20 protein-coding genes and 1 tRNA gene are annotated in these 23,900 nt (G+C 60.1%); 10 read left to right on the forward strand and 11 right to left on the reverse strand.

All coding sequences use genetic code 11. The features are described 5' to 3' along the window. Nucleotides 1–96: 96 nt before the first annotated feature. A complete protein-coding gene (gene dapD / locus N2599_RS00320; RefSeq protein WP_027510782.1) occupies nucleotides 97–957 on the reverse strand; it encodes a 2,3,4,5-tetrahydropyridine-2,6-dicarboxylate N-succinyltransferase in 861 nt (286 codons plus the stop codon). Between the two features lie 192 nt (nucleotides 958–1,149). On the opposite strand from dapD, the gene N2599_RS00325 reads away from it, so the two are divergent. Next, nucleotides 1,150–2,016, forward strand: coding sequence for an LOG family protein (locus N2599_RS00325; protein ID WP_027510781.1), 867 nt, complete (start codon nucleotides 1,150–1,152; stop codon nucleotides 2,014–2,016). A gap of 48 nt (nucleotides 2,017–2,064) precedes the next feature. Here N2599_RS00325 and N2599_RS00330 read toward each other — a convergent pair whose 3' ends face one another. Next, nucleotides 2,065–2,721 (reverse strand): EF-hand domain-containing protein, encoded by a 657-nt coding sequence (locus N2599_RS00330; protein WP_027510780.1) that lies wholly within the window; start codon nucleotides 2,719–2,721, stop codon nucleotides 2,065–2,067. Between the two features lie 111 nt (nucleotides 2,722–2,832). Beyond that, entirely contained in the window at nucleotides 2,833–3,540 is a 708-nt protein-coding gene (locus N2599_RS00335) for a pyrimidine 5'-nucleotidase (RefSeq protein ID WP_027510779.1), read from the reverse strand. Between the two features lie 96 nt (nucleotides 3,541–3,636). Here N2599_RS00335 and N2599_RS00340 point away from each other — a divergent pair, with 96 nt between their 5' ends. Both N2599_RS00340 and N2599_RS00345 read left to right on the forward strand, forming a co-directional pair. Then, nucleotides 3,637–4,701: a bifunctional transcriptional activator/DNA repair enzyme AdaA gene (locus N2599_RS00340; RefSeq protein WP_027510778.1), complete on the forward strand. Its 1,065-nt coding sequence runs from the start codon at nucleotides 3,637–3,639 to the stop codon at nucleotides 4,699–4,701. Nucleotides 4,702–4,713: 12 nt separating this feature from the next. Continuing rightward, nucleotides 4,714–5,493 (forward strand): isocitrate lyase/PEP mutase family protein, encoded by a 780-nt coding sequence (locus N2599_RS00345; RefSeq protein WP_027510777.1) that lies wholly within the window; start codon nucleotides 4,714–4,716, stop codon nucleotides 5,491–5,493. Between the two features lies 1 nt (nucleotide 5,494). Here N2599_RS00345 and argB read toward each other — a convergent pair whose 3' ends face one another. Further along, on the reverse strand, nucleotides 5,495–6,382 hold the full coding sequence (gene argB, locus N2599_RS00350) for an acetylglutamate kinase (RefSeq protein WP_027510776.1): 888 nt from the start codon (nucleotides 6,380–6,382) through the stop codon (nucleotides 5,495–5,497). Nucleotides 6,383–6,527: 145 nt separating this feature from the next. Here argB and N2599_RS00355 point away from each other — a divergent pair, with 145 nt between their 5' ends. From N2599_RS00355 to N2599_RS00365, 3 genes are all read left to right on the forward strand, one after another. Beyond that, the gene (locus N2599_RS00355; RefSeq protein ID WP_027510775.1) at nucleotides 6,528–7,067 is read left to right on the forward strand and encodes a sigma-70 family RNA polymerase sigma factor; all 540 of its coding nucleotides are present in this window, start codon (nucleotides 6,528–6,530) and stop codon (nucleotides 7,065–7,067) included. Then, on the forward strand, nucleotides 7,064–7,783 hold the full coding sequence (locus tag N2599_RS00360; RefSeq protein ID WP_027510774.1) for an anti-sigma factor: 720 nt from the start codon (nucleotides 7,064–7,066) through the stop codon (nucleotides 7,781–7,783). The genes N2599_RS00355 and N2599_RS00360 overlap by 4 nt, the downstream gene beginning before the upstream one ends. 110 nt (nucleotides 7,784–7,893) lie before the next feature. Further along, complete coding sequence (locus N2599_RS00365; protein WP_027510773.1) at nucleotides 7,894–8,451, forward strand: fasciclin domain-containing protein; 558 nt, start codon at nucleotides 7,894–7,896, stop codon at nucleotides 8,449–8,451. A 51-nt stretch (nucleotides 8,452–8,502) separates the two neighbouring features. On the opposite strand, the gene yihA is transcribed toward N2599_RS00365, so the two are convergent. The 4 genes from yihA to rpmH all read right to left on the reverse strand — a co-directional run bounded on the left by yihA (nucleotide 8,503) and on the right by rpmH (nucleotide 11,633). Continuing rightward, entirely contained in the window at nucleotides 8,503–9,159 is a 657-nt protein-coding gene (gene yihA, locus N2599_RS00370) for a ribosome biogenesis GTP-binding protein YihA/YsxC (protein ID WP_027510772.1), read from the reverse strand. 127 nt (nucleotides 9,160–9,286) lie between these two features. Continuing rightward, nucleotides 9,287–11,080 carry a membrane protein insertase YidC gene (gene yidC, locus N2599_RS00375; protein WP_027510771.1) on the reverse strand — a complete coding sequence of 598 codons (1,794 nt, stop codon included), beginning with the start codon at nucleotides 11,078–11,080 and terminating at the stop codon, nucleotides 9,287–9,289. Then, nucleotides 11,080–11,478 (reverse strand): ribonuclease P protein component, encoded by a 399-nt coding sequence (gene rnpA / locus N2599_RS00380; protein ID WP_084606496.1) that lies wholly within the window; start codon nucleotides 11,476–11,478, stop codon nucleotides 11,080–11,082. Before rnpA ends, yidC begins: the two co-directional genes overlap by 1 nt. A gap of 20 nt (nucleotides 11,479–11,498) precedes the next feature. Further along, nucleotides 11,499–11,633, reverse strand: a complete 135-nt coding sequence (gene rpmH / locus N2599_RS00385) for a 50S ribosomal protein L34 (protein ID WP_016552555.1) — start codon at nucleotides 11,631–11,633, stop codon at nucleotides 11,499–11,501. Nucleotides 11,634–12,086: 453 nt separating this feature from the next. Here rpmH and N2599_RS00390 point away from each other — a divergent pair, with 453 nt between their 5' ends. From N2599_RS00390 to N2599_RS00400, 3 genes are all read left to right on the forward strand, one after another. Then, a complete protein-coding gene (locus tag N2599_RS00390; RefSeq protein WP_027510769.1) occupies nucleotides 12,087–14,084 on the forward strand; it encodes a methyl-accepting chemotaxis protein in 1,998 nt (665 codons plus the stop codon). 145 nt (nucleotides 14,085–14,229) lie between these two features. After that, complete coding sequence (locus N2599_RS00395) at nucleotides 14,230–15,732, forward strand: ATP-binding protein (RefSeq protein WP_027510768.1); 1,503 nt, start codon at nucleotides 14,230–14,232, stop codon at nucleotides 15,730–15,732. Nucleotides 15,733–15,853: 121 nt separating this feature from the next. Beyond that, nucleotides 15,854–15,930: transfer RNA gene (locus tag N2599_RS00400), tRNA-Arg, on the forward strand. Nucleotides 15,931–16,173: 243 nt separating this feature from the next. On the opposite strand, the gene N2599_RS00405 is transcribed toward N2599_RS00400, so the two are convergent. From N2599_RS00405 to N2599_RS00415, 3 genes are all read right to left on the reverse strand, one after another. Further along, nucleotides 16,174–17,892: an adenylate/guanylate cyclase domain-containing protein gene (locus N2599_RS00405; RefSeq protein ID WP_027510767.1), complete on the reverse strand. Its 1,719-nt coding sequence runs from the start codon at nucleotides 17,890–17,892 to the stop codon at nucleotides 16,174–16,176. Nucleotides 17,893–18,344: 452 nt separating this feature from the next. Then, nucleotides 18,345–18,782 (reverse strand): VOC family protein, encoded by a 438-nt coding sequence (locus tag N2599_RS00410; RefSeq protein WP_027510766.1) that lies wholly within the window; start codon nucleotides 18,780–18,782, stop codon nucleotides 18,345–18,347. A gap of 571 nt (nucleotides 18,783–19,353) precedes the next feature. Further along, nucleotides 19,354–20,790, reverse strand: coding sequence for an adenylate/guanylate cyclase domain-containing protein (locus N2599_RS00415; protein ID WP_027510765.1), 1,437 nt, complete (start codon nucleotides 20,788–20,790; stop codon nucleotides 19,354–19,356). Nucleotides 20,791–21,683: 893 nt separating this feature from the next. Here N2599_RS00415 and N2599_RS00420 point away from each other — a divergent pair. Next, on the forward strand, nucleotides 21,684–23,573 hold the full coding sequence (locus tag N2599_RS00420) for an adenylate/guanylate cyclase domain-containing protein (RefSeq protein WP_027510764.1): 1,890 nt from the start codon (nucleotides 21,684–21,686) through the stop codon (nucleotides 23,571–23,573). The last annotated feature ends 327 nt before the right edge of the window (nucleotides 23,574–23,900 follow it).

Consider the following 23,900-nt stretch of genomic DNA (forward strand, 5'->3'; position numbering starts at 1 on the left):
GCGGGAATGGCAAAGACATGGCAAGGCGGCGAACCGCCTCGCTGAAAAAAGAACGCCGTCTGTTTACCGGATCGGAATCCGGCTGTCACTGAAAGCTTAGTCGCGCAGCAATTCATTGATGCCGGTCTTCGAGCGGGTCCGTTCGTCGACGCGCTTGACGATCACGGCGCAATAGAGATGCGGCGCAGGCTGGCCGTTTGCCATGGTCTTGTTGACACTCGGCATGGAACCCGCAACGACGACGGAATAGGGCGGCACTTCGCCGTACATGACTTCCCCGGTGGTGCGATCGACGATCTTGGTCGACTTGCCGATAAAGACGCCCATGCCGAGCACCGAGCCTTCGCGGATGATGCAGCCTTCGACGACCTCCGAGCGGGCGCCGATGAAGCAGTTGTCTTCGATGATCGTCGGGCCGGCCTGCATCGGCTCCAGCACGCCGCCGATGCCGACGCCACCGGATAGATGCACATGTTTGCCGATCTGCGCGCAGGAACCGACGGTGGCCCAGGTATCGACCATCGTGCCTTCATCGACATAGGCACCGAGATTGACGAAGGAGGGCATCAGCACGACGTTCTTGGCGATGTGGGCCGAGCGGCGGACGACGCAGTTCGGAACGGCGCGGAAGCCCGCGGCACGGTACTGGTTCTCGCCCCAGCCTTCGAACTTGGAGGGCACCTTGTCCCACCAGGTGGAATTGCCGGAACCGCCCTTGACGACTTCCATGTCGTTCAGGCGGAAGGAAAGCAGGACGGCTTTCTTGAGCCACTGATTGATCGTCCAGATGCCATCGGCGCCGCGCTCGGCGACGCGAACCTTGCCACCGTCGAGGAGTTCGAGCGCTGCCTCGACAGCTTCGCGAACTTCGCCTTTCGTTGACGCGTTCACGTTTTCGCGGTTGTCGAAGGCCGCTTCGATGGTCTTTTCGAGGGATGCGAGGTTGGTGGCGCTCATGAGAATTCCTTAAACTTCGAACTTTATCCTGAGACTGAGAAGTCTCCGGGAATTGTGATCGGCGGGATGCGATCTGCTCTATCGCATGAGCGGCTAAAATGGAATGATTTTTCGAACGAGATCGTTTCTGGATTCAAGGCGTTATAGACATACCCGGCAAGTATTGCCGGCTTTCTTGAAGGGCATTTTGAAATGGTGAAGGGAAAGAATGGCAAGCCCAGGCGCAAGGATGGAGTCTGGGCTCCGCTGAAATCGAGCGAGATCGACAGGCATCGCGCACTGGCCGTGCCGAAGACGCCGCAAACGCTTTCTCCTTCCTATCGCCTCGCCTATGCAGACGACGACTTTCTCTGCCGCGAGGAATTGCGGCCGATCCGTCTCCAACTGGAACTCCTCAAAGTCGAGATGATGCTGACGGAGCGCGGCATCAAATCCACCGTGGTCTTGTTCGGCGGCGCGCGTATTCCCGCCCCTGGCCAGAGCGCATGGGCAGCCCGCAACGACATCCAGCGTGCGAATCTGGAGGCAGCCTCCATCTACTATGACGAGGCACGCAAATTCGCCCGGCTATGCTCAAAATATTCCGCCGGCTTCGATTTCCATGAGTATGTGATCGTCACGGGCGGCGGTCCGGGCGTCATGGAAGCGGGAAACCGCGGAGCGGCCGATGAAGGCGCCCCCTCGATCGGCCTCAATATCGTGCTGCCGCACGAGCAGGCCCCAAACGCCTATGTGACGCCGGAGCTCAGCTTCAATTTCCATTATTTCGCGATCCGCAAGATGCATTTCATGGTGCGGGCGAAAGCGATCGCGGTATTTCCGGGAGGGTTCGGAACCCTCGACGAATTCTTCGAATGCCTGACGCTGATCCAGACGGGACGCATGGAAAAGATGCCGCTCATTCTCTTCGGCGAGAAGTTCTGGCGCAGCATCGTCAATTTCGAGGCACTTGCCGAATTCGGCACGATCGCGCCTGACGACGTGAAGCTGATCAGCTTCGTCGATTCGGCGGATGCTGCCTGGAAGATCATCCAGGATTTTTACGAGCATGAGTCATAAAGAACCCGCCGCGAATTGCGACGGGCATCGGTTTCGATAAATTCCAGCTTACAGGAGCGGTCGATCCGGCATGTCGTCGATCGAGATCACGCCGTCCTTGCTGCGATCCATACGAATGAAGAACATGTCGAAGGCAGCCTCGGCCTCCTGCTTGGAAATCTGGCCGTTCTCGTCCGCGTCCACGCGGCGCATCATAGACGTGAACATCATCCTGCCACCGTCGCGCATCCCCCAGCGCTGATCGCCGCGGCCGCGATCGCCGTCGCCTCGATCACGGTCGGCGCGCTTCGGAATCTTCGGCTGGTCGCCGTTGTCGGCCGTCCGCGGAGCGTTGGGCACGCTGTCGTCATTGGCGCCCATTTGGTCATCCCGTGCCCTGCGGTCCTCCATTTGGGCTTCATGGTACTTGCGGATCTCGCCCGGCGTCAGCGACCCGTCGTTATTTGCATCGATCGCGGCAAAGACCTTCTCAATGCCGTCCTGGGCTTCCTGTTTGGAAATCTGGCCGTCCTTGCTGGTGTCGAACTGCTTCAACATGCGCACAAAGGCAACCTCGCGCATTGCTTCAGCGCGCATACCGTCGCCCATCATCTGGCGCGACGGTTGGCGGGCCCTGTCGCCAGGAGCGGCAAAACTGGCGCCGGCTGCAGCACCGACGATCATGACGGAGGAAAGTGCGATCAGTGTCAGCGTGTTCCGAGACATCGTATTTCCTTTCGGGTTCGCAATCTCGCTGGGGATCACGCTCGAAAGGTAGCGCCAATGTGTCAATTTGACCAATCAAACATGGGTAAGCTCAGTGAAACTTTCGTAACCCTAGTCCCTAACCTTTGCCAGAAACCCAGCCAGATCGTCGGTGACGAAATCGATATGATCCTCGTCGCCGCTGGTTTGTTCCCACCATTCGACGACGGTTTCCTCGAGATTGTTCGGCACGAGCAAGACAGTCTGCATGCCGAGCGCCTTCGGAACCACAAGGTTGCGCGGGAGATCCTCGAACATGGCCGCCTTGCCGGTTTCGACGCGTTTTAGCGCCATGAACTTGTCATAGGTGACATGCGCCGGTTTCGGCACGAAATCCGCGGCGACGATGTCGAAGATATCGTCGAAATGTTCGAGGATGCCGAGCGCACCAGCGGTCATTTCGGCATGCTTGACGCTGCCGTTGGTGAAGATGAACTTGCGGCCGGGAAGTGCCTTGATCGCCGCGCCCAATTCCGGCTGAGCCGTAAGGCCCGAATAGTCGATGGCATGGGCCTTTTCCAGAAAGTCGTTCGGATCGACGCCGTGATGGATCATCAGACCCTGCAGCGTCGTGCCATGATCGAGATAATATTGCTTCTGCAGCTTGCGTGCCTCGTCCCGCTCCATCTGGAGGAGGGCAGAAACATAGGCCGTCATGTTCTTATCGATCTGCGCGAAGAGATTCACGTGATGTGGATAAAGCGTGTTGTCGAGGTCGAAGACCCATTCGGTCACATGCGCAAAATCGGCTTTGGTCGGAGTACGATCTATCTTGGTCATGGCGGCGTTATGGCACGGGCCAAGGAAATTGCCGAACAAAAAATAGACGCCCGATTTTCGACGGACGGCAACGGGAAGGGATGATAAAAGGCTTTCATGCTTTTCGATCTCCCCAATGACGATACGCTCTATGATGCGCTGATCGCCCGCAGCTCCGATTATGAGGGGCTCGCCTATGTCTGCGTGAGGACGACCGGCGTCTTCTGTCGGTTGACCTGTCCGGCCCGCAAGCCAAAGCGGGAGAACACGCTCTTCCACGATTCCATCGCCACTTGCATACAGTCCGGTTTCCGGCCCTGCCAGCGCTGTAAGCCGCTAGAACAGACGGGCAGGGAACCGATCGTCGGCGAACTGCTGGAAGCGCTCGACCGCGATCCGGCGGCGCGATGGACCGAGGACGACTTGATCCGCAAGGGCTATGATCCTTCCACCGTGCGGCGTGCATTCAAACGATCGCTTGGCGTGACCTTCCTCGACATCGCCCGCTATCGGCGCCTCGGCGAGGCGGCAAGACAGCTCGCAGGCGGCGCCCGCGTCATCGATGCCCAGTTGGATGCCGGTTACGAGTCGGGCAGCGGGTTTCGCGCCGCGTTTCAGCGATTGATTGGCAAGGCGCCTGCCATGTCACAGAATCGGGAACTGCTCTTTGCCGACTGGTTCGAAACGCCGCTCGGGCCGATGGTCGCGGTGGCTGACCAGACGCACCTGCATCTTCTGGAATTCCATGATCGGAAGGCGCTGCCGGCTGAACTGGAAAACCTGCAGCGCAAGACGCACTCCTCCGTTGCCGCCGGGCGAACGCCTGCGATCGAGCAGATCGATGCCGAGCTGCGGGCCTATTTCGAGCGCAAATCCGCAGATTTCCAGACACCCTTGGCGTTCGGCAACGGCACGGCCTTCGAGCGGGCGGTCTGGGCGAAGCTTCTGGAAATTCCTGTCGGAGAAACGCGTTGCTATGGTGATCTCGCAAGGGAAATGGAAAATCCGCAGATGATGCGCGCGGTCGGTCGGGCCAACGGCGCAAACCAGCTCGCCATCATCATCCCCTGCCATCGCGTGGTCGGCGCGGACGGATCGCTGACCGGATATGGCGGCGGGCTCTGGCGCAAGCAATGGCTTTTACGTCACGAAGGAAAAATGAGGCCCCCAGGGGCTGTTTGAGGAGGAAGTTCAATGAATCACGTGGAAAAGGCGAAGGCGTTCGGCGCACTTCATCGGAAGGGCAATCCTGTCGTCCTCTACAACATCTGGGATGCCGGTACGGCGAAGGCAGTCAGCGATGCAGGCGCCAAGGCGCTTGCGACAGGCAGCTGGTCGGTTGCCGCGGCGCAAGGTTATGCCGACGGCGAAAAAATCCCGCTGGATGCGCTTGTCGCAACAGTGCAATCGATCACTGCTGCCAACGACTTGCCCCTCTCCGTGGATTTCGAGGGCGCCTATTCGACCGAGCCAGCGGGAGGCGCCGCCAACGTCGCGAAGCTGATTGATGCAGGCGCCGTCGGCATCAATTTCGAGGACCAGGTCGTCGGCGGTAGCGGGCTGCATCCGATCGATCAGCAGGTCGCACGCATTCGCGCCATCCGCGAGATGGCCGAGACGAAAGGCATTCCGTTCTTCATCAATGCCCGCACCGACCTGTTCCTCAAACTCTCCGATCCCGACCGGCATGTGCCGCTGGTGGACGAGGCAATCGAGCGGGCAGCCGCCTATGCTGAGGCTGGCGCCAGCGGCTTCTTTGCGCCGGGATTGTCGAACCGGGACCTGATCCGCCGGCTCTGTGAAGCGGTTACAATGCCGGTCAACATCATGATGCGGCAAGGCGTGCCGGATGTGAAGACGCTGGCAACGCTCGGTGTCGGCCGTGTCAGTTATGGGCCGGGGCCTTATCGCGCAATGATGGAGAAGTTGAAGGAGGCAGCCGAGGCGGTCTTCGCCGCCGCGGGCCAAGCTTGAATTACGGAACGATCAGCGTTCCGGCGCCGTGCTCGGTGAAGATTTCGAGCAGCACGGAATGGGCCGTCTTGCCGTTCAGGATGACGACGCCCTGGACGCCGGCCTTGATCGCGTCGATGCAGGTTTCGACCTTCGGAATCATGCCGCCGGAAATCGTACCGTCGGCGATCAGCGCGTGCGCCTGAGCAACGGAGAGTTCCTTGATCAGATTGCCCTGTTTGTCGAGCACGCCGGGAACGTCCGTCAGGAAGAGCAGGCGCGTGGCGTTCAGCGCCCCGGCGATAGCGCCCGCGAAAGTGTCGGCATTGATGTTGTAGGTCGCGCCGTCGCGGCCGGGGGCGACCGGGGCGATGACCGGGATCATCTCCGAGCGGGCGAGCAGGTCGAGCAGCGTGCGGTCGACTTCGACCACTTCGCCGACGAAGCCGAGGTCAAGCACGCGCTCGATATTCGAATCCGGATCCTTGACCTTTTTCTGCGCCTTTTCGGCAAAGACCATATTGCCGTCCTTGCCGCAAAGCCCAATCGCCCATTCGCCCGTCTGGTTGATGAGCGCCACGATCTCTTTGTTGATGGAGCCGGCAAGCACCATCTCGACGATCTCGACGGTCTTGGCATCGGTGACGCGAAGACCGCCTTCGAACTTCGACTCGATGCCCATCCTCGTCAGCATCGCGCCGATCTGCGGACCGCCGCCATGGACGACGATCGGGTTGACGCCGGACTGCTTCAAAAGCGCGACGTCGCTGGCGAAAGCCTTGCCGAGTTCGGGATTGCCCATGGCATGGCCGCCGTATTTGACGACGATCGTCTTGTTCTCGTAACGCTGCATGAAAGGCAGCGCCTGTGCGAGAAGGCGTGCTTGGGTTTCGCTTTCGGACTGGTTCATGGCATACCCCGCAGAATGGATCGCGGCCTTTTATCTCAAGTTTTTGACAGATGGAATAATGCCCGGCGCATTAGTTGCTGTGCCTCTTGTCAATTTGAGCCGTCGCCCTTTATTGGCATCGTGTCAAAGATAGATGGGCCGCGGCATGACAAGCGATGAAATCGCGCAATTGATAGGCCGCATCGCCATGGCCGACCGGAGGGCTTTTGCCGATCTCTACAAGGAGACCAGCCCGAAACTTTTCTCCATATGCCTGCGTATCCTGAACGATCGCGTTGAAGCCGAGGAGGCCCTGCAGGAGGTCTATGTAAAGATCTGGCAGCGCTCCGGCGCCTTCGTCGCGACTCAGGGCGCGCCGTCTTCCTGGCTTGCAGCGATTGCCCGCAACCAGGCGATCGATGCGATGCGGGCGCGAAAGCCTGTCGCCGATGAGTTGAACAGTGAATACGATCTTCCCGATCCCGGCCTCGACCCGGAAAAGCAGGCTGTGCTGTCCGATGAAGGAAGGCGGATTGACACCTGCATGGAAGAGTTGGAAGCTGATCGGGCGCAGGCGGTGAAGAGAGCCTATGTCGAAGGACTGAGCTACCAGGAACTTGCCGATCAGTTTGGCGTTCCGCTGAACACCATGCGGACATGGCTGCGGCGCAGCCTTTTGAAGCTGAGAGAGTGCATGGAGCGATGACATCGCCGGATCAAAGCAAGGGAGGCCGCTCCCGTGATGAAGTGCTCGCCGGCGAGTACGTGCTTGGTGTTCTTTCGTTTCAGGATCGCCGTGTGGTCGAGGAGCGCATGCGCAGGGACCACCAGTTTGCCGCGATCGTCAGCCGCTGGGAAACGAACCTCTCTGCTTTCAACGATGAGTATGAGGTAGCCGCCACCCCGGACCGGGAAACTTTCAAGCAGATCGAGGCGCGCCTTTTCGGCGAGCCGGAGCTTTCGCGGTCCTTCTCGCGGGGCCTTTGGAATTCCGCTGTCTTCTGGCGCTCGCTGACCTTCGCCTCGCTGGTCGTCGCAATCGGCGCAATCATCTTCGCCTCCGGCGTCGTTCCGCCGAATGGTTCGTCGTCGCTGGTCGCTGAATTGTCGTCCGCCGACAGCCAAGTGAATCTGCTTGCCTCCTACCACGCCGAAAGCGGCCGCCTCCGCCTCGTTCCTGTCGCGGCCGGCGGCACAGAGAAAAAATCGCTGGAGCTCTGGCTGGTTCCCGGAAGCGGAGCTCCCAGGTCGCTCGGTATTTTCCAGCCGGGTGAAAATGGTGAGCTTATCATCCCCGCTGATCTGCGCGGCAACATTGCCGAAGGCGTGACGCTCGCCGTCAGCCTTGAGCCTTTTGGCGGCTCGACGACCGGTGCGCCGACGGGACCAGTTGTCGCCAGCGGCACCACGCATCGCCGCTAGACAAAATCGTCTCCTCTGAAACTCTTCCTGCATCGCCCCGTACATCTCGGTGTCCGGGCGGGCCGAGGCATTCCGCACGCGAACCGGCGCCGGACGTGAGGAGAACGATCATGATGAAGTCTGCTTTGCGCAACATCGCGCTTGCCACTGCCATATCCGCAACCGCCTTCGCTGCGCAGGCCAAGAACCCCATGGTAGGTGGCGCTCCGATGTACCCGACGAAGAACATCATCGAAAATGCAGTCAACTCGGAGGAGCACACCACCCTAGTCGCCGCGGTTAAAGCTGGCGGGCTCGTCGGCACGCTCGAAGGCAAAGGCCCGTTCACGGTCTTCGCACCGACCAACGAGGCTTTCGCCGCCCTGCCGAAGGGCACGGTCGAGACGCTTCTGAAGCCGGAAAACAAGGCCGCGCTCGTCAAGGTGCTGACCTGTCACGTGGTCGCTGCAGATGCGATGGCGAAGACCGTCGCCAAAATGATCAAGGACGATGGCGGCGAACACGACATCAAGACGGTGGGCGGCTGCGTGCTGAAGGCCAAGGAGAGCATGGGCAAGATCACGCTGACCGATGAAATGGGAGGCACGGCACATGTGACGATCGCCGATGTCAAGCAGTCGAACGGCGTTATCCATGTCGTTGACAAGGTGCTTCTGCCTAAGACGTGATTAGGCTGGCATTGCAGGACGAAGGGGGGAGGCCCCTCGGGGGCGCCTCCTTCATTTCCAGTAGGAAATCTCAACTGTATCCGCAATGGCCTGGCGCAACTCGTCCAATCCCTCGCTCTTCTCTGAGGAGGTTGCGATGACGAGCGGGAAGGCCGCCGGACGCTTTTTGATCTTCTCGGTGGTTTCCGTAAGCAGCTTGACGACCGCGGGCGGTTTAATCTTGTCGGTCTTGGTCAGTACGATCTGGTAGGAAACGGCGGCTTTGTCGAGCAGGCTCAGAACGTCTTCGTCGTTCTTCTTGATGCCATGGCGGCTGTCGATCAGCACGTAGACGCGCTTCAGCGTTGCCCGGCCGCGCAGATAATCGAACACAAGTTTCGTCCAGGCATCGACCTGATCCTTCGGCGCCTGCGCATAGCCGTAGCCCGGCATATCAACGAGCGCCATCGGCGGCAGGTCGCCGCCTTCGCCGGAATAACCGTCCGGCACGAAGTAGTTCAGCTCCTGTGTCCGGCCCGGCGTATTCGAGGTACGCGCCAGCCCCTTATGCCCGACAAGCGCATTGATGAGTGACGACTTGCCGACATTCGAGCGTCCGGCAAATGCCACTTCCAGTGGCCCTTCCGGCGGCAGGAACTTCATGGAAGGCACGCCACGGATGAAGATCCATGGGCGCCCGAAGAGTGGCTTTTCGTTCTTTTGCGTCATTCCGCTTTTCCAGCGTCCTAATTCATTGCGTGTATGGCATTCAGGTTTCGGGCGATTTTGTCAACCGATGCACTCGGTGCGCTCTTCTGCCGAAAAGAAAAAGCCCCGCCGAAGCGAGGCTTTTCATTCATTTCGATGGTGCCGGTTTTCGCCGGAACAAGCCCTTGAGATTGTCGAAGAGCTCGATCCTCACGCCGTGGCGGCGCATGATGACCCCTTGCTGAATAACGGAGAGCGTATTGTTCCAGGCCCAGTAAATGACGAGGCCGGCCGGGAAGCTCGCCAGCATGAAGGTAAAGACCAGCGGCATCCAGTTGAAGATCATCGCCTGTGTCGGGTCGGGCGGCGTCGGGTTCATGCGCATCTGCACGAACATCGTCACACCCATGATCAGGGGCCATATCCCGAGATGCAGGAGGGCGGGCGCTTCGAAGGGGAGCAGGCCGAAGAGGTTGACGATCGTGGTCGGATCGGGAGCCGAGAGATCCTGAATCCAGCCGAAGAACGGCGCATGCCGCATTTCGATCGTGATGTAGATGACCTTGTAGAGCGCGAAGAAGACCGGAATCTGCAACGCGATCGGCCAGCAGCCGGCAATCGGATTGATCTTCTCTTCCTTGTAGAGCTGCATCATCGCCTGCTGCAGGCCCATGCGGTCGTCGCCGAACTTGGCTTTGAGCTCCTCCATCTTTGGCTGCACGCGCTTCATGTTCGCCATCGAGGCGTACTGCTTGCTGGCAAGCGGGAAGAATAGGCCCTTGACGACAATCGTCGTCATTAGGATGGCGACGCCGAAGTTGCCGAAGTAGCGGAAGAAGAAATCCATCAGCTTGAACATCGGCTTGGTGATGAAATAGAACCAGCCCCAGTCGATCAGGCGGTCGAAACGCGGGATCTGATAGGAGGCCTCGTAACCGTCGATGACCGGAACTTCCTTGGCGCCGGCGAAGACGAGGTTCTTGAGTTCAATGGACTGTCCGGGCGCAACCGTTACGGCGTCTTCCTTGTAGTCAGCCTGATAGCGTGGTTGGCCATCGGTGAAATGCGAGAAGCGCGCTTCATAAGCCGATTTCTGCGGCGGGACGATCGTCGCGGCCCAGTACTTGTCGGTGATGCCAAGCCAGCCGCCGGTGGACTTGGCGGGCGTGACAGCTTCCTCCTCGACAGCAGAATACTTGCTCTCGACCAGGCCGTCGCCGATGACGCCGATAAAGCCCTCATGCAGGACGTAAACGGAGGGCGTCGTCGGTTTGTTGTAGCGGGTAACGCGGCCGTAGGAGGAAACGGAGGCCGGAGCGCTACCGCTGTTCGTCACCTTGTCCGTGACGGTGAACATGTAGCGGTCGTCGACTGAAATCGTCCGCGCAAAGGTCAGGCCCTTGTCGTTGGTATAGGTCAGCGTCACCGGCGACTTGTCGGTGAGCTTGGCGCCTTCCGGCGCCGTCCAAATGGTCGACGCGCCGGGAACCGCGCCGGTCTGGTCGCTACCGATATAGCCGAGTTCGGTGAAGTAGCCATCCTTGGTATCGGCCGGCGAGAAAAGCGTAATGATCGGGCTGCTCTTGTCGACGGTCTCGTGATAGCCCTTGAGCTTCAGGTCGTCGAGGCGCGCACCCGCCAGGTTGATGGAGCCTGCGAGCGCTTCCGTGTCGATCACAACACGCGGCGCCTTGGCAAGCGCTTCCTCGCGCGTTGCGGTCGCAGCCGCCTGGCCGGTCGGCGCGGCGCCGCTTGTTTGCTGCTGTGCGGGCTGGCCGCCTGCGGCAGGGGCCTGCGTCTGTTCGGTCTGCTGCTGCGCTTTCTGGGCTTCCTGCGCCTTGCGCTGAGCCTCGATCCGCGGATTCATGTAAAGAAACTGCCAGCCGAGAACGATCAGCACCGAGAGAGCGATCGCAATGAAATAATTGCGGTTGTTTTGCATCATACGTTCCTGGGGCGTCCGTCGGAGGATCGCCTGTGTTTCGGCTTGTTTTCGACGCGTGCCTTAAGCTCCGCGCTCAATTCTTGGAAGGACGCCGTGAGGCAGTCTCTTCGCGCGACAACCACATAGTCGTGTCCGGGCTGCATTGCAAACCCCGCATGAAGCCGCACCGCCTCTTTGAGGCGGCGGCGCATGCGGTTCCGTTCAACTGCGTTGCCATGTTTCTTGGTGACGGTGAAGCCGACGCGGGCTTCTGTCTCGGGCTCGTTCCGGTCGAAAACCTCAAGCAGGAAGAGGCCACCTCTGCGCTTTTCGCCGTTGCGGACAGCAAGAAATTGCGGGCGGCTTTTCAGCCGCCCTGCAATATTTTTGTCAGTGGTCGTCATTTCGCCCGCCATCTTTAACCGGGCAATCGGCCTTAGGCCGAAAGACGCTTGCGGCCACGCGCGCGGCGGGCAACGATGACCTTGCGGCCGCCCTTGGTGGCCATACGCGCACGGAAACCGTGGCGGCGCTTGCGGACAAGCTTCGATGGTTGGTAGGTACGCTTCATTTATTTAAACACCGCGGAGTGCGGCCCTTCTTGAATTTGCATATATTGCAAGGAGCGTTGTTTTTCGAACGGGCGAGGCCAAAGGCCAAAGTGACCGAACGTGCGGCGGCTTATACGGATGAAGCCCCAAGAAGTCAATTATCACCCGGTGATTCATCAGTCGGCCGTTTGACACTGCGAAAGTTCGCATCTTGGTATTAACGATTACGCTCACTGCATCGATAGGTTGAATTTTGCTGGTTCCGCGCTAACGGACATGCGATCTGCAATTTTTTTCTCAAGTCCATGCAATTTTTGCGAAGAAAGCCGTCGATGTCCGAATAATACGGGTAATTTTTTGTAGTACTAAATCATCGCATTCGAAATGTAACATTAAGAAATTTAGCCGATCTTCATCCTATCGGCTGGGAATTTGCTTTCCAGACTGTCGTTAGTCCCTCAGGAGGCATTCCTTTGAAAATCCGCGGCAAGATCAATTTGCTCGTTTCCGTTATGGCAGCTGTCGCCCTTATTATCGGCGCGACCGCCATCGTTGCCATGAACGAGTACAACAATAAATTCAGCGCCTATAAGAGCGCCTCACAGCGCGCTTATGCTGGCGAGCGGCTCAACCGCTTCGTGACTGCGACGGTTATGGAATCCCGCGGTATCTACGCGGCGAAGGAAATCAAGGATACCGGCAACTTCGCCAAGGGCCTGATGGCCGATCTCGATGAGATCGACAAGGTCATTGCCGGATGGGCGCCGCTGGTTCCCGAAAGCCAGAAGGAAAGTTTCGGAAAGCTCGTCGAACGCGCCAAGGAGTTTCGCACTTTCCGCACCGAGACGGCCCGCCTCGGCACCGAAGTCGGTCCGGCAGCTGCGAACACCCAAGGCAACAACGAGGCAAACCGTGCGAACCGAAAGGCCTTCCAGGCCGAGATCGATTCGATTGTAAAGACCGACAAGGCCGAGTTGCAGGCTGTCGATGCCGAGATCGAAGCTTTCCGTGCCTCGCTGTTCTGGCTCGTGCTCGCCATTGCTGGCGTTGGTATTTCGACAGGTGTCGGCATGGGCTTCTACATCGGCACCAATCATCTCAGCCGTCCGATCAAGCGCGTCACCGCCGCGATCAACGAAGTCGCCAGCGGCAATTTCGAGGCGGAAGTGCCTTATGCCGGGCGCAACGACGAAATCGGCCAGATGGCAGCCGCTGTCGCCGTCTTCAAGGAAAATGGCCTTGCGATCAAGCGTCTGAATGCACAGGAAACGGCCATGCGCGCCAAGAGCGATGACCTGCAGTCCAGCATGTCCGTGGTAGTCGCTTCCGCGGCTGCTGGTGATTTCAGCCGCCGTATCGAGAAGGACTATGAGGACGAGAACCTCAATCAGTTCGCAGGCAACATCAATACACTGCTTTCGAGCGTCGATGCCGGCGTCGGCGAAACCCGCCGCGTCATTGCAAGTCTTGCGGATGGCGATCTGATGCAGACCATGCGCGGCGACTTCCAGGGTGTCTTCGCCGAGCTGCAGCAGAACGTCAACAACACGTTCCAGACGCTGCAGACGACTATGCGCGAGATCCGCGAGACCACCGAAGCGATCAATGGCAACACCAACGAGCTCCGCGTTGCCAGCGATGACCTCTCCAGGCGCACGGAGCAACAGGCGGCAGCCCTCGAGCAGACCTCCGCAGCCCTCGATGAGATCACGGCCGTCGTGCAGAACTCGACGGAACGGGCGCAGGAGGCCAGCATCATGGTCTCGGAAGCGAAGGACAATGCCGGCCGCTCCGGCGTCGTCGTCCGCAACGCAGTCGATGCCATGGGCCGCATCGAGCAGGCATCGCGCGAGATCAGCCAGATCATCAACGTGATTGACGAGATCGCTTTCCAGACCAACCTTCTAGCACTGAACGCGGGTGTCGAAGCGGCACGTGCCGGGGACGCAGGCAAGGGTTTCGCCGTCGTCGCGCAGGAAGTTCGCGAACTTGCCCAGCGCTCGGCAACGGCAGCAAAGGATATCAAGGCGCTGATCACCAAATCCGGCGATGAAGTTCATGTCGGCGTGAAGCTGGTACAGGCGACGGGCGAGGCGCTCGGCGAGATCGAAACCCGAGTTATCGCGATCAACGATCACATTCACTCGATCGCCACCGCCGCCAAGGAACAGTCGACCGGCCTCAAGGAGGTCAACACGGCGATAAACCAGATGGACCAGGTGACGCAGCAGAATGCCGCGATGGTCGAGGAAACCTCGGCTGCGACGCACAAGCTCTCCGCAGAAGCCGACGGCCTGGTCAATCTTATCGCCCGCTTCAGGATATCGAATGCGGCTGCTGTGCCGGTCGCCGTTGCCCGCCGCGAAGAACATCGTCCGGTCGCCTCGCCGGCGCGCCGGGTAATGAAAACCGTCTCGCGGGCCTTCAACGGCAACGCGGCGGTCGCCGGCCAGAACTGGGAAGAGTTCTGAGTATCTTCGACCGTCAGAAAACGCCGCCTGCGGGCGGCGTTTTCTTTTGTAACGGCATGCCGTTGTTCGCGAAGATTTGAAAGCGCAGTTCGATCGGGTATTATAAAGGTTGAGTGTCAGGCGCTTTCGCCGATCGGAATGACAAATGCCGGAGCAACACCAAGGCGAAAATTCGAACGTCGATAGTGCGATGGACAGCGTGAATGGCCGTCCAGCGGGCGCATTCGGCGGCCTGTCGGGCAAACTGCTCTGGCTGACCGTACTCTTTATCATGCTCGCCGAAGTGCTTGTGTTCTTCCCGTCCATCGCGACCATGCGCATCCGCTGGCTGGAGGACAAGCTGAACACGGCTGCCGCCGCCGCCATCGTCATCGATGGTCTACAGCCCGTCGAACTGCCGCGCGCTTTGCAGAAGGAGACATTGGCGGCGACCGGCACGAAGGCGATCGTTCTTCGCAAGGAAGGCACCTCCCGGCTTCTGGCGATGAGCAGCATGCCGACATCCGTCGATGAGCAATACGACCTGACCAAAACCACGCCGATCAGTTCCATGGGAGACGCGCTGGACACGCTGCTTTTTGGCGGCAACCGCATCATCCGCGTTTACGGTCCGGTGGGCGAGACGAACATGGGCGTCGAAGTGCTGATGAAGGAAAAGCCCTTGCGCACGGCGATGCTCGTCTACGCGCGCAATGTTCTGCTTCTCTCGGTGCTGATCTCGCTCTTTACCGCGACGCTGATCTTCTTCGTCATCAACCGCATCCTGATCCGCCCGATCCGCAGGCTGACCGGCAGTATGCAGCAATTTTCAGCCGATCCCGAAAACCCGCAGCATGTCTTCGTGGGCGACGGCGGGCGCGATGAACTGGCGGTCGCGGGACGGCATCTGACGGCGATGCAAATGGAGCTGCAAAAGACGCTGAAGCATCAGAAGAATCTCGCGGCACTCGGCCTTGCGGTCTCCAAGATCAATCACGACATGCGTAACATCCTCGCCTCGGCGCAGCTGATGTCTGACCGTCTCGTGGATGTCGATGACCCGATGGTAAAGAGCTTTGCACCGAAGCTGCTGCGCACGATCGATCGCGCGGTCGGCTATACGACGGAAGTGCTCTCCTTCGGGCAGGCAAGCGAATCGGCGCCGCGCCGCCGGCGCGTCAGGCTCTATGATCTGACGCAGGAGGTGCGCGATATGCTGGCGATCGATCCGCATAGCGGCGTGGAGTTTGCCGAGCAAATGCCGCCGGACATAGAAATTGATGCCGATAGCGAGCAGATCTTCCGCGTGATCCACAATCTCTGCCGCAATGCGTTGCAGGCGCTGACCGGCGAAACGGCTTCCGACGGCGTCAAACGCATCACGGTGTCGGCACAGCGGGTCGGCAGCGTCGTCAGCATCATCGTTGATGATACCGGGCCAGGCATGCCGGTAAAGGCCCGGCAGAATCTCTTTGCGGCCTTCCGTGGTTCGGCGCGCAGCGGCGGCACGGGTCTTGGCCTGACAATCGCGCGCGAACTGGTCCTTGCGCATGGCGGCACGATCGCTCTCGTCGAAAAACCAACGGCCGGCACGCAGTTCCGCATCGAGATCCCCGACCGGCCGGTTTCGCTGGAGGACTATCGTTCGCGCACCCAGGCGGAAAAGTGATGCAAATTCCGCAACTCAGCCATCCGCAACCAAAGTCATGATTTTTTTCGAATTGCTATTGCATTCGCCCAAAGGACGCTTTAGAGGATCGCCCACGCAAGCGGCACGGCCGCTTTGGCACGCACCCGTAGCTCAGCTGGATAGAGCACCAGACTACGAATCTGGGGGTCGGGCGTTCGAATCGCTCCGGGTGCGCCATTTTTCTACCACTCCAGAACAAAACTAAGAACTGCAGAGAAGGCGGCTTTGCGCCTTCTTGTCGGTCACAAAACTGCTTTTCCGGCTTCTCGAAAGCGGACATTGCAGGATCCATCACCAACGTCGTACTCGCGCGCCATCAACGGACATTGATCGATGGAACCCACGGGCATTGCCCTCACAGCCAAAAGACGAGCCTATGTCCTGACCAGAGCAAGCCGGCGATCCAAAATGATGCGCTCTTTAGTCGGGAAGGCCAGCCTTGCGGTAGCCTTCGACGAAGCGCTGGAGCACTTCCTCGTTGTCGAATGGCTGCGATGTTGCCCAGTGCCTGATGCTGAAATGGGGATCGTTCATCATGAAGAATTCCGCCTCCTGACGGGCTTCATCCAGGCGCCCGAGCTGCGCGAGGGCTGCCGCAAGCAAGCGCCGCGACGTGGTGCGGTAGGTTTCCGGCTTGCGCAAAGCCTCAACCGCGGATTGATAGTCGCCGAGCGCATAATAGGCTTGGCCTGCCATCCAATAGTACCATCCCGGTGGGCGCGGATTGAGCCGCAACGCCCGCTTCACGAATTCGACGCCCTTGACCGCGTCGCCCCTCAGGGTGATGAGATCCGAGCGTATCGCCCAGGCATCGGCATGATTAGGATCGAGCTTGAAGGTTGCCTCGAACTCGGCATCCGATTCCGCGTAACGCCGTTCGTGACCAAGTATGATGCCCAGCCCCCAGCGGTTCCCCGCATCGTTAGGGTCGAGCGCCACAGCCCGCTGCGCTTCCGCCAGCGCGCGAGGCTGGTTGGTTTCCTTCGGCTCGTTCCAGAACAGCCAGCCGAGCCAAAGATTGAGGGCCAGCAAGCTATGTGCCTCGGCATAGTCGGGATCGAGTCCGATCGCCTTTTCCAGGAGCATGCGCGCTTCCCGCGCGCCTAACCCGGTCTGAAAACTGACGCCGCGGGCTCGCACGCAAAGGTCATAGGCTTCGAGACTCGTGGGCCGTTTGCGCGCCGGCTGTCCGGCCAATCGGCCGACAAGGGCTTCGACGATCTTGGCCGTGACCTCGTCCTGCACTGCGAAGATGTCCTCGAGGCTGCTGTCGTAGCGCTCGGCCCAGATATGATCGCCGCCGATCGCGTCGATCAGCTGCGCATTGATGCGCACGCGCGCCGCGGCGCGCCGGGCGCTGCCTTCAACCACATAGCGCACCCCAAGATCACGCGCGGTCAAACGCACATCGACCGACCGCCCCTTGTAAGCAAAGGTTGAGTTGCGCGCGATGACGAAGAGGCCGGCTGAGCGAGACAGGTCGGTGATCAGGTCTTCGGTCAAGCCGTCGACAAAGGTTTCCTGTTCCGGATCGTTGCTCATGTTGGTGAAAGGCAAGACCGCGATCGAGGGCTTGTCGGGCAATTCGAGCGATGCCAGTCGGCCGACCGGAGCGGCTCTCGGAACGTGCAGGTTCACGCGATAGCAGTATATCGGCTCGGCTATATTCTTCACCCGCTGCTCGCCCATGGGCTCGAACACAAACGCCAGCTTCTGCCTGACCTCCTTGGACACCTTCTCCGAAACGCAGATACCACCGGGCTCGGCGAGTTGTTGGAGACGCGACGCCACGTTCACGCCCTCGCCATAGCGATCGTCCCCTTCGACGATCACTTCTCCAAGGTTGATTCCGATCCGGACTTCGAAGCGCTGGTCTTCGGCGACGCTCGCGTTACGCTCCGCCATGCCGCGCTGAAGCGTGACCGCGCATTCGACCGCATCCACCACGCTGCCGAACTCCGCCAGCAGGCCGTCTCCCATCAGCTTGAAGATTCGCCCGTGTCGCGTCGCGATTTCCGGCTCGAACAGCTCTTTGCGGCCACGTTTCAGCCGGTCGAAGGTGCCCGCTTCATCCGCCTCCATGAGCGCCGAGTACCCGACAACATCGATGGCAAGGATGGCAGCGAGCTTCCGCTCCATGTTGAGCCTCAATAAAGATTCACGACTCGCAAGCCGCAGGTCAGAGGCAGGCAGGACCGGCGCCTCCGGCCTTACCGGCCTTACCGGCCTATGATACCACAGATCACGCCTCTTGAGACTATGGCTCGCGCGACGCCCCAGCTCTCCTGCCGCAGCGCCACTGACGCGCGTCCGACCGATCCCGCTGCTTGTTCGCAGCAGTGGCGCAAACGGACTATGACCCCTTTGCGCCGCCATTTCCGTCATCCAGACAGGCTCAGAGATTTCCTCAAAGCTGCCGTTCGGCTCATGCGACCTGAATGTCCAGCTCGGGGTGGGAAGCGGACAACGCAGCTTGCTTGTCGAATGAGCAACGAGTTGGCATGTGCGCACGTGCTGTGCGAATGCAAAATTCTTGGTTTTTGGCGGTTGTGGCCTCGACTGCGACCGTCTCTGCACTCGATATAGCCCGATCAGGTGGTGGCGTCGGTGCTAGTTGGGTTGTGGATGATTTCCCACAGGTGTCCGTCGAGGTCGCGGAAGTAGCCGGAGTAGATGCCCCAGGGCCGGTCCTGTAGGGCGGTGACGGGCGCCCCCGCAGCCCTGGCTTTGGCCAAGAGCGCGTCCACCTCGTCGCGAGTCGCAACAATGTGACCGAGACTGAACTCGCCGCTCTGCGCTGGCCCCTGCGTGATGCCTGCGTCTTTCGCGAGCTCGCGGCGCGGATAGAGGGCGAGGATCTGCCCCCCGTTCAGGCGGAACATGACTATTGCCCCCGCGGGGTGAGTGTCGTCGCCAGCGAATTCGGTTGCTGTCACACCGGGCGACTCGAGCCCAAGCGCCCGGTAGAATGCAAGCGCCCGCTCTAAGTTCTCTACGGCCAGCGTGATCACGTCGATCTGAGGTTTCATTGGTCCTCCTTTCGCGGATCTCATACCCTTGCATGATAGCACGGCCGTTAGTCTTCGGCACGGTCGGGCCGCGGCGAATTTCTAAGACAGGCGATCCGATTCCCGCCTGGCCCTCGCGCTGAGTGAGCTCGCTGCGTCAATGTTCCGGTCATACCTTCCGGCAATTTCAACATTTTTGAATTATGCACTGGATCGGACTTCTGCTTCGGGTCGGCAGCCGCTGTTGGCAGATGTGCTGCTGAACGGCGGCCATCTCAGATCAGGGCTTCGAGGCAGATGGACCGCTTCCGGCCCCATTTCTGCCGCCTCGGACCGCGTGGGTATTGGAGAAATACCGCCCGATTCCATTCATCCGCTCCCGGCTGTCGCAAAAGTTATATAGCGCAAACAATGACATAGGAGTTCTCAGTTTCATCCTGTCGAGCGCGCCAATTTATAGTTGTGTGCATTTCAAAATCGGTGGTGGCAGCCGGACATGCCTGAGGTCTGCGCAGCAGCGCTCGCAGACGACTGGCGCGGCACGCAGTTGCTTTACTGACGCACGGTCCGTGGGCCAAGCGGTCAACTCGTCTTAAGCGGCGGCCCCCACCCGAAACACCGGCAGTTCCTGCTGCACGCCTCGAAGCTGTGCTGTTCGCGGCTCGACCGCAAAAGCCGCCAGTCCGTCGCGAACGCCGGTCGCGTCGTAAACGTCTTGGCTGACAAAAATCTCGTCGGCGTCGGCGAGGCCCTGGACGCGCGCAGCAATGTTCACGGTCTGACCGAAATAGTCGAGGCGCTCGTTCAGCGTGACCGCGATTGCCGCGCCCTTGTGGACGCCGATCTTGAGGATCAGCGCCTTGTCTGGCTGCCGCTTGTTGAACGAGGCGATCTCGCTGCGCATGTCGAGCGCCGCCTGCACGGCATCAGCGGGCCTCAGGAACGCCGCCATCACCGCATCGCCGATCGTCTTGATGATCGCGCCGTTGTGGCGGACCGTCACGTCCTGCAGCCGGTCAAAATGCTGCTGGACGAGTGCAAAGGCATTCAGGTCTCCGATCCGGTCATAGAGCGCGGTCGAGCCCTTCAGGTCGGTAAAAAGGAGAGCGATGTCCTTGACGCCGAGCCCTTCGTGGCCACGGATCACCTCGGAGCGGAAGAGGTCGCGGAACGTCTGGGTCGTGAGCAGTCGCTTCCCTGAGAGGAACGGTGCGAAGTGGAGCGGCGGCGGCCGGTCGATGCCGGGCGGCAGCTGGAGGATCCCGAACTCGAAGCGTCTGTCCGCGACATTGGACAGCTCAAAAATCACCTTGCCGGCCGCGATGGTGCCCGTGTCCGGCGTACTGGACTCGAGGTCAACACGGATTGCAATGCGCTGCTCGCCGGGCGGAAGCGCGGGATCGACAATAAACAGGATCCCTGCGTCGCTGTCGGAACTGCTGCCATGCAATGCGCCGGCCTCCGCGATTATCTCAAGGGTGGTCGTCTTGCCCGGCTCGATATAGGCTAATCCGCGGTTCAGCATCTCCCTCACCTTGACGAAAGGCGTGCCGTCCGGGATCAAGCCCTCAATCGCCGACCTGTAGCGGAAAAGATAATCCTCCGCCGACAGCGTCTGCGGATCGTGATAGGCGATGCGGCGGATGGCCGGGTTCACGGTGAAGGTGATCGCGATCATGTCGTCGAGAGCCGCCACCAAATCCAGATGGCAGTGGGTGCAGCGGCAGCGACTGCGGAGATTCTTGAGCGCCCGGAAGCTGTCGATGACGCAGGAGCAGACCGGACAGATCAGAATCCAGGTCATATCGAAGAGACCTAGCGCGGCGGCGTGCAGGAAGAGATCGATCGCCTCCTTCTCGTTAAGGGTCTTGTCGGTAGCAAATTTGATTGGATTGATGCGCAGGAGCTCGGAGTCGCTTGCCGAACGGATGTGGCTTTCGAGCTTGGATACGAGCCGCGGACTCCAGGTCCGGGCCGATTCCAGCGCCGTCAGCTTCTCTTCGAGATGCTTCTCGTCGATCGACGCCATGGCGGCCCCTCCTGGATTGCACGATTGTCAGGCGAACGAGTTCAGTTGATCGTCCGCCATTAGCGATTCTCCAAGTTTGCAGCGTCTAAGTCTACCATGGCGAAAGGCTTCATTGAATGGGAAGCCCCAAGGATTTCGGGACGCGCAGGAGCTGCCGTGGCCGACGAGCCTTTCCGGCGTTCACGCCGCAACCCTGGCGGAAGCGATCCTGAACAAGGTCGGCGCCCGATTTCGCGCTTTCACCGCAGGTGTCGGCCCCCGCTGCCATTCCTCGACGGTCACTTCCGTCCGATCTGTGACCGCTATCGGCGAAGCGGCCTGCCGATGCCGTTTGGCCCCAGCTAGAAATCTGTAGCTATGGTAAGGACATACGAGTTCTCAGTTTCATCCCGTCGGGTGCGCCATTTTTCCCTAAGGCTTCCATAAACGCCGTTCCTGGCATTCCCGGCACGTTCCCGGATTGTGTTTCCGAAGCGTTCTTGCCGCCTCGATGCGCGACACGAAGCTCGGCGACATGACGCGTTTTTTCGAGCGTCTTAAACCTTTCATAAACAGCGCTTTTACACAGTCTGGACCCGAGTCGGCCATTCCGGGAGGCCAGCTCGAATGTCTCGAAACTTGCGGAAATGGACTAAGGCTACGGCTAGGCCATGCGCCGCTTCGCCCACACCGGTCCGTGGGGCCGCGTTCGACGACGATCCTCACATTGCAAGCGACTTGCAGGAGGCACACGAACAATCGGGCTCACATGGGCATTCCACACCGGGGGGACTGCCTGCGGCGTTCAGTAGAAGTGTTGGATGAAGCGCGGGTTCCCCTGAAGCGCTTGTTGAGGTCGGTCGTTTCATTTAAGTGCGACCAGTCCTATAATCCGGTGAAGTTAGGCCGAACCAATGGACCGCAAGCTTTCCGCCATCCTCGCTGCTGATGTCGTGGGCTATTCCGCGCTGATGGAACGCGACGAGGCTGGCACATTCGAGCGCCTTCGTGCCGGACGCAAGGAACTGTTTGAGCCGGAGATTGCCCGCCATCACGGCCAGATTTTCAAGCTTATGGGCGACGGGATCCTCGCCGAATTTGGCAGCGTGGTGGACGCCGTGGAATGCGCCGTCTCGCTGCAGCGCGGGCTGGCGGAACGGAATGCAGCCGTTCCCGAGGACCAGCGGATCCGGGTCAGGATCGGGATCAATCTCGGCGAGGTGATCGTCGACGGCGAGGACCGATATGGCGAGGGCGTCAATGTCGCGGCCAGGCTTCAGCAGTTGGCAGACCCGGGCGGCATCTGCGTCTCGGGAAAGGTCGCCAGGGAGGTTGAGAAGAAGCTAGCTTTCGGCTTCGAGCCGATGGGCGACCAGAAGGTGAAGAATATCGCCGAACCGGTGCAGGCCTTCCGCGTTATCCTTGAGGGACAAGCCCCACGCCAACCAGCGCAGTCATGGCCTCCGCGCTGGGTTTGGGCAGCAGCAGCCGTGCCAGTCCTTATTCTGGTTTTGGCCGGGACGGCCTGGCAATTCTGGCCGACTGCGACATTAGGCGGCAAACCGTCGGTAGCGGTGCTGCCGTTCGACAACTATGGCGGCGACGAGGCGACCGGACGCCTCGCCGATGGCCTCACTGACGACATAATCACCGATCTGGCGGGGTTCCCTGAATTCCAGGTGATCGCCCGTAACTCGACTGAACAATGCCGGGACCAACCAGCCGTGCCGAGTGAAGTGGGTAAGGCGCTTGGCGCAGGATTTGTGGTCGAGGGTTCCATCCAGCGTCAGCCTGACCGCGTAAGAATTACGGCGCAGCTCATCGACGCCAAAACGGGCAAACACATTTGGTCGCAGCGCTGGGACCGCCCGGACGAGGACTTGTTCGCAATCCAGATCGAAATTTCCGAGCAGATTTCGAACCGCCTCGGCGGCGGCGCAGGTTTGGTCCAGGAGGCGGGCCGCATCACCGCCCACCGAAAGCCGCCCGAGAATCTCAATGCCTACGAATTTTATCTGCTCGGCACCGAAAAACTCGAGCAAGTCAATCAGGCGGATGTCGAGGAGGCCGTCAAGCTGCTCACCCGCGCGGTCGAATTGGACCCCGGCCTTGCCCGCGCCTGGGTCGAACTTAGCCATTCCCATGTTATCTTGGCCGGTTTTGGGGTTGAACCCGACAAGAACCGGGCTCTTTCTGCCGAGGCAGCCGAGCGCGCCGTCCGGCTCGATCCGAGCGATGCAGAGGCACATGTCGTCTACGCGAGCACTTTGGGTGACAAAGGAGAATTGGAACGCGCCAAGGCAGAGTTCGATACCGCACTGCGCCTCGCTCCCGGCCAGTTCGAAGTTCTGACTTTCTACATCGATTGGGCCTCGACCTTCGGCGAGCCTGAGCGCGGCGCGCAACTGGTCGACAAGGCGGTCAGTCTCAACCCCGGTTTCCCGATGTGGAGTGCCAGGATTTTCACTCACGCCTACTTCATGGCGGGCCGGTATGAGGATGCCCTGCGGATGCTGGACCGCTTGACGCCGGAAAACTATGGAAGGAAACACTGGGTGATGCGTTCTGGCGCGCTTGCGGCTATTGGCCGAACTGAAGAGGCGAAGGTCTCAGTAACGGACGCACTCAGGCGGTTTCCCAATTTGACCGTCGAGGGACTTGTCAATCAGCCCGGATTCAATGAAGCGGAGCGCCAGCGGTTGATCGAAACCATGCGGCTCGCCGGCTTTGCGGACTGCGCCAAGGCAGAAGAGCTCGCGAAGATAAAGAAGCCGCTGCGCCTTCCGGAGTGTGCATCGCCGTAATCGCGTTGAATGGCGGCCACGAATGACAAACGTCTCGAAGGGTCCGAGACGGACCTTCGAAGCATTATACCGAGGTCCTGACAAGTTATCCGCCATCGGCATTGGTCGTTGCGAGCCTGGCGACGGGAACGCGCGACCTACTTCTGTCCGATACGGTGCGCATGCACCGAGCCCTCCGGCGTGCAGGCGTAACGGCCGAACTCCACGTTGTGGAGCCGGCCCTCACGGCGGGTTCCTGGCAGCTTCCCCAGCAGACACCGAGATCAAGGCGGAGGCTCGCCGATTCACCTATTCGGCATGGGCGTTCCAACCTGACGTAGGAGCATC

Origin of the sequence: Rhizobium sullae, assembly GCF_025200715.1 — a bacterium.
Lineage (GTDB): Bacteria > Pseudomonadota > Alphaproteobacteria > Rhizobiales > Rhizobiaceae > Rhizobium > Rhizobium sullae.